The sequence below is a fragment of the Variovorax sp. OV700 genome (assembly GCF_900099805.1).
Taxonomy (GTDB): Bacteria; Pseudomonadota; Gammaproteobacteria; order Burkholderiales; family Burkholderiaceae_C; genus Variovorax.
On sequence record NZ_FNDR01000019.1, the window covers coordinates 80,083 to 88,503 of the forward strand.

General features: G+C 68.4%; 7 protein-coding genes and 1 pseudogene. 2 read left to right on the top strand and 6 right to left on the bottom strand.

Going from position 1 to position 8,421, the window contains the following annotated elements; genetic code table 11:
* Positions 1–3 precede the first annotated feature (3 nt).
* The 6 genes from BLR24_RS29055 to BLR24_RS31205 are packed head-to-tail and all read right to left on the bottom strand — an operon-like array spanning position 4 to position 7,427.
* A complete protein-coding gene (locus tag BLR24_RS29055) occupies positions 4–2,748 on the bottom strand; it encodes a DUF4118 domain-containing protein (RefSeq protein WP_093023944.1) in 2,745 nt (914 codons plus the stop codon).
* 17 nt (positions 2,749–2,765) lie between these two features.
* On the bottom strand, positions 2,766–3,347 hold the full coding sequence (kdpC, locus tag BLR24_RS29060; protein ID WP_093023946.1) for a potassium-transporting ATPase subunit KdpC: 582 nt from the start codon (positions 3,345–3,347) through the stop codon (positions 2,766–2,768).
* Positions 3,348–3,360: 13 nt separating this feature from the next.
* A complete protein-coding gene (kdpB, locus tag BLR24_RS29065; RefSeq protein WP_093023963.1) occupies positions 3,361–5,457 on the bottom strand; it encodes a potassium-transporting ATPase subunit KdpB in 2,097 nt (698 codons plus the stop codon).
* An 11-nt stretch (positions 5,458–5,468) separates the two neighbouring features.
* A complete protein-coding gene (gene kdpA / locus BLR24_RS29070; RefSeq protein ID WP_093023948.1) occupies positions 5,469–7,199 on the bottom strand; it encodes a potassium-transporting ATPase subunit KdpA in 1,731 nt (576 codons plus the stop codon).
* Between the two features lies 1 nt (position 7,200).
* A complete protein-coding gene (gene kdpF, locus BLR24_RS29075) occupies positions 7,201–7,299 on the bottom strand; it encodes a K(+)-transporting ATPase subunit F (RefSeq protein ID WP_041943086.1) in 99 nt (32 codons plus the stop codon).
* The gene (locus tag BLR24_RS31205; protein ID WP_302848523.1) at positions 7,296–7,427 is read right to left on the bottom strand and encodes a hypothetical protein; all 132 of its coding nucleotides are present in this window, start codon (positions 7,425–7,427) and stop codon (positions 7,296–7,298) included. The genes kdpF and BLR24_RS31205 overlap by 4 nt, the downstream gene beginning before the upstream one ends.
* A gap of 179 nt (positions 7,428–7,606) precedes the next feature.
* On the opposite strand from BLR24_RS31205, the gene BLR24_RS29080 reads away from it, so the two are divergent.
* Both BLR24_RS29080 and BLR24_RS29085 read left to right on the top strand, forming a co-directional pair.
* Entirely contained in the window at positions 7,607–8,275 is a 669-nt protein-coding gene (locus BLR24_RS29080) for a helix-turn-helix transcriptional regulator (RefSeq protein ID WP_093023950.1), read from the top strand.
* A gap of 39 nt (positions 8,276–8,314) precedes the next feature.
* Positions 8,315–8,421 (top strand): annotated as a pseudogene (locus tag BLR24_RS29085) (superoxide dismutase [Fe]); the annotation flags it as partial.

Here is an 8,421-nt window from a genome sequence, read left to right on the forward strand (position 1 = left end):
GTTTCAGAGTTGTGCTTCGGCCGGTTCCGGTGGCTCGCGGCGCGGCAATGTGACCGTGAATTCTGCACCGCCGCCCTCTGCATTGGCCGCCGCAATCTCGCCGCCATGCGCGCTCACCACCGCGCGGCAGATGGCCAGGCCCAGCCCCACGCCCGGCGTGGCCGATTCGGTCTCGCCGCGGGTGAACTTGTCGAACAGCTTCTGCTCGCGGCCCAGCAGCGCGGCGGGCAGGCCGGGGCCGTGGTCGCGCACCGTGAGCACCAGCGTGCCAGGCTCGGCCCGTGCGCCGACGACGATCGGCGGCGCGCCGTACTTGGCGGCGTTCTCCAGCAGGTTGACCAGCACGCGCTCGATCAGCACGGCATCGAATTCGACCAGCGGAAGATCCGGGTCGAGCGCGGTTTGCACGATGGTGCTGCCCAACGACGTGCGCGCCGCGCGAATGGCCGAGCCCACCACTTCCTCGACCGATTGCCAGTCGCGCCGCAGATTCACCGCGCCGCCCGCAATGCCGCTTTCGAGCCGCGCCATGTCGAGCAGGTTGTTGACCAGCGCGTGCAGTTCATGCGCCTGCGCGACGATGGCGCGAGCCGCTTCGGCATGCGCTTCGGGCGGCAGGGTCTGCAGCGATTCGGCGAGTGCGATCAATGCCGTGAGCGGCGTGCGTACGTCGTGCGAAATGGCGCCGAGCAAAGCGTTGCGCAGCCGCTCCGATTCCATCTCGACCACGGCTTGCTGCGCCACTTCGACATAGTGCACGCGCTCCAGCGCGATCGCGATCTGCCGGGCCAGCGTGTCGAGTTGCTGCGCCTGCTCGGGAATCAGCAGCCAGCGCGGCTGCGCCGGCGACAGCGCGAGTACGCCGCGCACGCGCATGGGCGCCTGCAGCGGCACGTAATGCCAGGGCTGGGCTGCGAGCGTGGCGGTGGCAAGGCCGGCGGGCTGGCCATGGCGAAAGGCCCAGTCGGCCACGTGCGCATCGAAACCCTCTGGCGGGTTCCCGGGCAGCACGAGCTGGTCGGCCGCGTCGGTGACCAGCACCAGCGCATGGCCGCCAAAGTGGCCCTGCACCGCGGCAGCGCCCAGCGCGACGACCTGCGTGCTCTCCAGCGCCGCCGAGAGTTCGCGCGTAAGTTCGAACAGCGAGCGTGCCCGGCGCTCGCGGCTGGTAGACACGCCGGCCGCAAAGCGCAGTCCCGCCATGAGCTGGCCCACCAGCAGGCCCACGCCCAGCATGATCGCGAAGGTCAGCACGTATTGCACGTCGCTCACCGCGAACGACAGGCGCGGCGGCACGAAGAAATAGTCGAACGCCGCCACGTTGAGCAGAGCCGCGAGTGCCGAAGGGCCGCGGCCGAAACGCATCGCCACGCCGATCACGCCAAGCAGCAACAGCATCACGATGTTGGACAGCTCCAGCACGCTGGCCAGGGGCGTGCACACCAGCGTGAGCGCCACGCTGATGGCCGTCGCCCACGCGTAGCCCGGCCAATGAATGGGCGCCTTCTCGTGATCGCCCTCGTCGGCACGCATGCCGTTGATGGCTGCGCGCGAGAGGCGCCGAGAACTGTCGGCATGGCCCACTTCCAGGATGTCGAGCGCGGGCGCGCGTTGCGCCAGCGCGCGCGGCAGTGGCATCGGCGTGGCGGGCCACCAGCGACGCCATCCCTTGGGGGGGGCCGAGCGTCCCAGCACCAGCGTCGCGCAGTTGAGCCGCCGCGCCTGCTCGGCCAACTGCTCCGCCACGTCGGAACCCGTGAGCACCGCGGTGGCCGCGCCCAGTTCCTCCGCGAGCTTGAGCACCGCGAGGATGCGGTCGCGCTCCTGCGCGGCAAGCCGTTGCAGGCGCGGCGTCTCGACATAGGCTGCATGCCAGCGCACGTTGAGCTGGCCCGCCAGCCGCGCCGCGGTGCGCACCGTTTGCGCGGCGCCCTCGTGCGGTCCGACGCACGCGAGGATTGCGCCCGAGGTGTTCCAGGCCTGCAGCGCGCCGCCCTCGCCGTTGCCGGCCGCGCCCGATTGCTCGACGCGCCAGCCGCGCACGTCGTCTTCCACGTGCTCAGCGGTGCGGCGCAGTGCAATCTCGCGCAGCGCGATCAGGTTGCCCTTGCGGAAGAAGTTCTGCGCGGCACGCTCGGCCTGCTGTGGCAGATACACCTTGCCGGCGGCGAGCCGCGCCGTGAGCTCGTCGGGCGTGACGTCGACCAGCACCACCTCATCGGCTTCGTCGAGCACGGTGTCGGGCACGGTCTCGTGCACCCGCACGCCGGTGATGGCCCCCACCGTGCCGTTGAGGCTTTCGAGATGCTGCACATTGAGCGCGGACCAGACCTCGATGCCCGCGGTCAGCAGCTCCTGCACGTCCTGCCAGCGTTTGGCATGGCGGGATCCGGGCGCGTTGGTGTGGGCCAGCTCGTCGACCAGCAGCACGGCGGGTTTGCGCGCCAGGGCGGCGTCGAGATCGAACTCGGCCAGCCTGCGGCCGCGGTAGTCCAGCTCGCGCATCGGCAACGCGTCCAGGCCCCCAAGCAGCGCCGCGGTTTCGCTGCGGCCGTGTGTTTCGGCCACGCCGACCAGCACGTTGCGGCCCGCCGCGTGCTCGCGCTGTGCGGCGCTGAGCATGGCCCAGGTCTTTCCCACGCCCGCGCTGGCACCGAAATAGATGCGCAGCTTGCCGCGCTGCGCGCGCGCTGCATCGCTGCGCAATTGCGCAAGCAGGGCGTCGGGATCAGGGCGGGCGTCGGACATGGCGGTGGCTGCGCAGGTTAGCGCATCGGCCCGCTCCCATCGAGCGCGAGATTCAGCGCCAGCACATTGACGCGCGGCTCGCCCAGCAAGCCCCAGAGCGGCGCCTGCGTGTGGCTGGCGACCAGCGCATTCACCTGTTCGACCGGCACGCCGCGCACGTGCGCCACACGCGCCGCCTGGTAGCGCGCGGCGGCGGGGCTGATGTCGGGATCGAGCCCGCTGGCCGAGGCCGTGACGAGATCGACCGGCACCGGTGCGGTGTTGCCCGGGTCGGCGGCGCGCAGGGCTTCGACCCGCGCCTTGACCGCATCCACCAGCGCCGGATTGAGCGGGCCCAGGTTCGAGCCGCCCGAAGCGCTCGCGTTGTAGGGCTGCGGCGCAGTGGCCGATGGCCGGCCCCAGAAGTGCTTCGGATCGCTGAAGTTCTGGCCGATGAGCGTCGAACCCACCGTGGTGCCGCTCTGCACGATCAGGCTGCCGGCTGCCTGCGACGGAAACAGCGCCTTGGCGGCGCCGGTGACGGCCAGCGGATAGATCAGGCCGGTGAGCGCGCTCAGCAGCGCAAAGAGCACGAGCGCGGGACGAAAGAGATTGTTCATGATGGAGCGCTTCTCAAGAAAGATGTACGGCAACGAGCAGCCAGTCGATCAGCTTGATGCCGATGAAGGGAACGACGAGGCCGCCCAGACCGTAGATGGCCAGGTTGCGGCGCAGCAGCGCGGCCGCGCCCACCGGCCTGTAGCGCACGCCCTTGAGCGCGAGCGGAATCAGAAAGACGATGACCAGCGCGTTGAAGATCACGGCCGACAGGATCGCCGACGACGGGCTTGCGAGCCGCATCACGTTGAGCGCGCCGAGCTGCGGGTAGGTCGAGACGAAGATCGCCGGAATGATGGCGAAATACTTCGCCACGTCGTTCGCGATCGAGAAGGTGGTGAGCGAGCCGCGCGTCATGAGCAGCGCCTTGCCGGTCTCCACCACTTCGAGCAGCTTGGTGGGGTTCGAATCCAGGTCGACCATGTTGCCGGCCTCCTTGGCGGCCTGCGTACCGCTGCCCATGGCCACGGCCACGTCGGCCTGCGCGAGAGCGGGCGCGTCGTTGGTGCCGTCGCCGGTCATCGCGACCAGGCGGCCCTCGGACTGGTACTTGCGGATCAGCGCGAGCTTGTCCTCGGGCGTGGCTTCGGCCAGGAAGTCGTCGACGCCCGCCTCGGCCGCAATGGCCGCGGCGGTGAGCTTGTTGTCGCCGGTAATCATCACCGTCTTGATGCCCATGCGGCGCAGCTCGGCAAAGCGCTCCTTGATACCGGTCTTGACGATGTCCTTGAGCTCGACCACGCCGAGCACGCGGGCACCCTCGGCCACGGCCAGCGGCGTGCTGCCGCGGCGCGCCGTTTCTTCGGCCGCGCGCAGCACTTCAGCCGGCATGGCACCGCCGAGCGACTCCACATGGCGGCGTACCGCATCGACCGCGCCCTTGCGCAGCAGGATGGCGTTGGTATCGAGGCTGTTGGGCGGGGCCGGTAGGTCGACGCCGCTCATGCGCGTCTGCGCGGTGAAGGGCACGAAGCGGGCGCCCTCGACAGATGCGGCTTCCAGCCCATCGCGGCGCGCAAGTTCGACGATGCTGCGCCCTTCAGGCGTTTCGTCGGCCAGCGATGCGAGCATGGCAGCGCGCGCAAGACGGCTCTTGGGTACGCCGGGTGACGGCAGGAAAGCACTGGCCTGGCGGTTGCCATGCGTGATGGTGCCGGTCTTGTCGAGCAGCAGCACGTCGACGTCGCCGGCCGCTTCCACCGCGCGGCCCGAAGTGGCGATCACGTTGGCCTGCATCATGCGGCTCATGCCGGCCACGCCCACGGCCGAGAGCAGGCCGCCGATGGTGGTCGGGATCAGGCACACCAGGAGCGCCACCAGCGCAGTGAGCGACACCACGGTGCCGGCGCCCGCAGCCTCGACGCTGAAAAGCGAGAACGGCAGCAGCGTGACCGTGACCATCAGGAACACCAGCGTCAGCGCCACCAGGAGGATGGTGAGCGCGATCTCATTGGGCGTCTTGTGGCGCTTGGCGGCTTCGACCATACCGATCATGCGGTCGAGGAAAGACTCGCCCGGGTTCACCGAGATGCGCACCACCAGCCAGTCGGACAGCACGCGGGTGCCGCCGGTCACAGCCGAGAAGTCGCCGCCCGACTCCCGCACCACAGGCGCCGATTCGCCGGTGATGGCGCTCTCGTCGACCGAGGCCACGCCTTCGATCACTTCGCCGTCGAGCGGGATGACGTCGCCCGTTTCAACCAGCACGACGTCGCCCTTTCGCAAGTTGGGCGCCTGCTCCGGAAGCCACTGGCCGCCGTGGCGAGGCTCCTGCAGCTTCTTGGCCCAGGTGTCCTTGCGCAGCCCCCTCAGCGAGGCGGCCTGCGCCTTGCTGCGCCCTTCGGCCAGGGCCTCCGCGAAGTTGGCGAACAGCACGGTGAACCACAGCCAGACAGACACGGCAAGCACGAAGGCCGGCTTCATGCCGGTGTCGCCGGGGAAGGTCAGCGAATGCACCCAGAGCAGCGTCGTGAGGATGCTGCCGATGTAGACAATGAACATCACCGGGTTGCGCCACTGGGTGCGCGGATCGAGCTTGGCGAAGGCGCCCCAAAGCGCGGGCTTGACCAGCGCGGCGTCGAAGAGCGAAAGGGAAGTCTTGGTGTTTGTCATGGTGCGCTCCTTCACTTCCAGAGCACGAGGTGTTCGACGACGGGCCCGAGGGCCAATGCCGGAACGTAGTTGAGCAGGCCGACCAGCAGCACGGTGCCGATCAGCAGCGAGACGAACAACGGCCCGTGCGTGGGCAGCGTGCCGCCGGTGACCGGGAGGCGCTGCTTGGCCGCGAGCGAACCGGCGATGGCCAGCACCGGCACGATCACCGCGAAGCGGCCGAGCCACATGGCAAGCCCGAGCAGGCCGTTGTAGAACGGCGTGTTGGCCGAGAGCCCCGCGAAGGCGCTGCCGTTGTTGTTGGCGGCCGAGCTCAGCGCATACAGGATCTCCGAGAAGCCGTGCGCGCCGGGGTTTGCGATGCCGGCCTTGCCGGCGCCGGCCATCACCGCCACCGCGGTGCCGGCCAGCACCAGGATCGGCGTGACCAGGATGGCGATGGAGATCAGCTTCATCTCGCGCACCTCGATCTTCTTGCCCAGGTACTCGGGCGTGCGGCCGATCATCAGCCCCGCGATGAACACCGCGAGCATCGCGAAGATCAGCATGCCGTAGAGGCCGCTGCCCACGCCGCCGAAGACCACCTCGCCGAGCTGCATCAGCACCATCGGCACCATGCCGCCGATGGGCGTGAAGGAGTCGTGCATGGCATTCACCGCGCCGCAGGATGCCGCGGTGGTAATGGCCGCAAAGAGCGCCGAGGCGTCGGTGCCGAAACGCACTTCCTTGCCTTCCATGTTGCCGCCGCTTTGCAGCGCGCTCGATACCTGGTCGACGCCCAGCGCGCCGAAGAGCGGATTGCCGGCCTGCTCGGCCGGGATGATGACCGCCACTGCGACCACGAACATCACCGCCATGGCCGCGAGCACCGCCCAGCCCTGGCGCCGGTCGCCAACCACGCGCCCGAAGGCGAAGCACAGGGCCGCGGGAATCAGGAAGATCGCGATCATCTGCAGCAGGTTGCTGAGCGCGGTCGGGTTCTCGTACGGGTGCGCCGAGTTCGCGTTGAAGAAGCCACCGCCGTTGGTGCCGATCATCTTGATGGCTTCCTGCGACGCGACAGGGCCCATGGCGAGCGTCTGTGTCTGCGGGCTCGCGGCGGCCTCGACCGTTTGCACGGTCTTGTAGCCGTCGAAGTTCTGGATCACGCCCTGGCCCACGAAGATCAGCGCGAGCACGAACGACAGTGGCACCAGGAGCCAGAGCGTGATGCGCGTGAGGTCGGCCCAGAAGTTGCCGACCAGGCCGCGGCTCTTGCCGTCGCCGCGGCGCGCGAAGCCGCGCACCAGCACGAATGCCACCGCAATGCCCGTGGCGGCCGAGAAGAAATTCTGTACCGTGAACCCGAGCATCTGCGTGAGATAGCTCATGGTCGATTCGCCGGCGTAGCCCTGCCAATTGGTGTTGGAGACGAAGCTCACCGCGGTGTCGAAGGCCGAGTCGGGCGACACGGCGCCCATGGCGGCGGGGTTGAGCGGCAGCGAACCTTGCAGGCGCTGCAGCGCGTAGAGAAAGATCGCGCCCACGGCATTGAAGGCCAGCAGCGCAAGCGCATAGGTCAGCCAATGCATCGACTGCCCCAGCTGGGTGCCGGCGAGCTTGTAGATCGGTGCTTCGATGCGCTGCATCCAGCGCGGCACGCGCTCGTCGCACAGCGCGGCCAGGAACTTGCCGACAGGCCAGGCCAGCAGCAAAAGCACGACGAGAAAGGAAGCCAGCAAGGACCAGGCGGAGGCGGTCATTTCAGAACTCCTCGGCACAGATCAATGCGAACACCAGGTACGCGAACAGCACCACGGCGATCAATGCGCCGAAACCATAAAGAGCTTCGAGGCTGATCATGGCCGTTCTCCCATGCCGGCTTTCGGCGCGCCTGGCGCGTTCGGCCCGTTGAGCCGGTCCAGCCCGACGGCCATGGCCGCCATCACCGCCCACAGCGCCAGCAAGGCGCCCATCCAGACGAAATCCATTCATCACTCCTGCAGCGAAACAAGACCTCGAGTCTCGGCAGGCGCCCGTAAAAACAGGGAACAGAGTCGGTGGCGGCGCATAAAGAAACCGTAAAGGCATCCCCACTTTTCAAAGTGCTCGACAACGGCTGGCGTGTCCCTTGATAATCAAAGGACCATCTTTGAATAAAAGAAAAAGGATGACCACGCGCCCCCTCGATGCCAAGCCCGCCTGGATGCCGCACCAGCCGGCAGACCGCATCCTGTCCACGCTCAAGACGCGTGGCGCGCTGGGCATTCCCGACATCGCCAAGGTGCTCGACGTCACGGTGGAGGCCGTGCGCCAGCAGATGGCCAAGCTGCAGGCCGAGGGCCTGGTCGATGCCGAGAGCCGCCCCGCGGGCCGCGGCCGGCCGACGCAGATATGGCGGCTCACCGGCGCCGGCCACGCGCGCTTTCCCGACACGCACGCCGAGATGACGGTGCAGATGATCAGCGCAGTGATCAACGTCTTCGGCGACAAGGGCATGGACCAGCTCATCGGCGCACGCGAGGAAGCCATGCGAGCCAGCTACCGCGAGGCCCTGCACGGCGCGCGCAGCCTCAAGGCCAGGCTAGAGCGGCTGGCCGACATCCGCAGCCGCGAAGGCTACATGGCCGAGTTCCGGCCCGAGGGTGACGGCTTCCTGTTCATCGAGAACCATTGCCCCATCTGCACCGCGGCGCGGGCCTGCACGGGCTTCTGCCGCAGCGAACTGCAGCTCTTCGACGATCTGCTGGGGCCCGGCGTGAGCGTGAGCCGCGTCGAGCACGTGCTCGCGGGCGCGCGGCGCTGCGCCTACCAGGTGAGCCCGAAGAACCCGCCTTGATCCATTCCAAACCCCTAGACCCTAAAGGAAGACCCCACCATGGAACACACCCTCCCACCCCTGCCTTACGCCCTCGACGCGCTGGCACCCGAGTACTCGAAGGAGACCCTCGAGTACCACTACGGCAAGCACCACAACGCCTACGT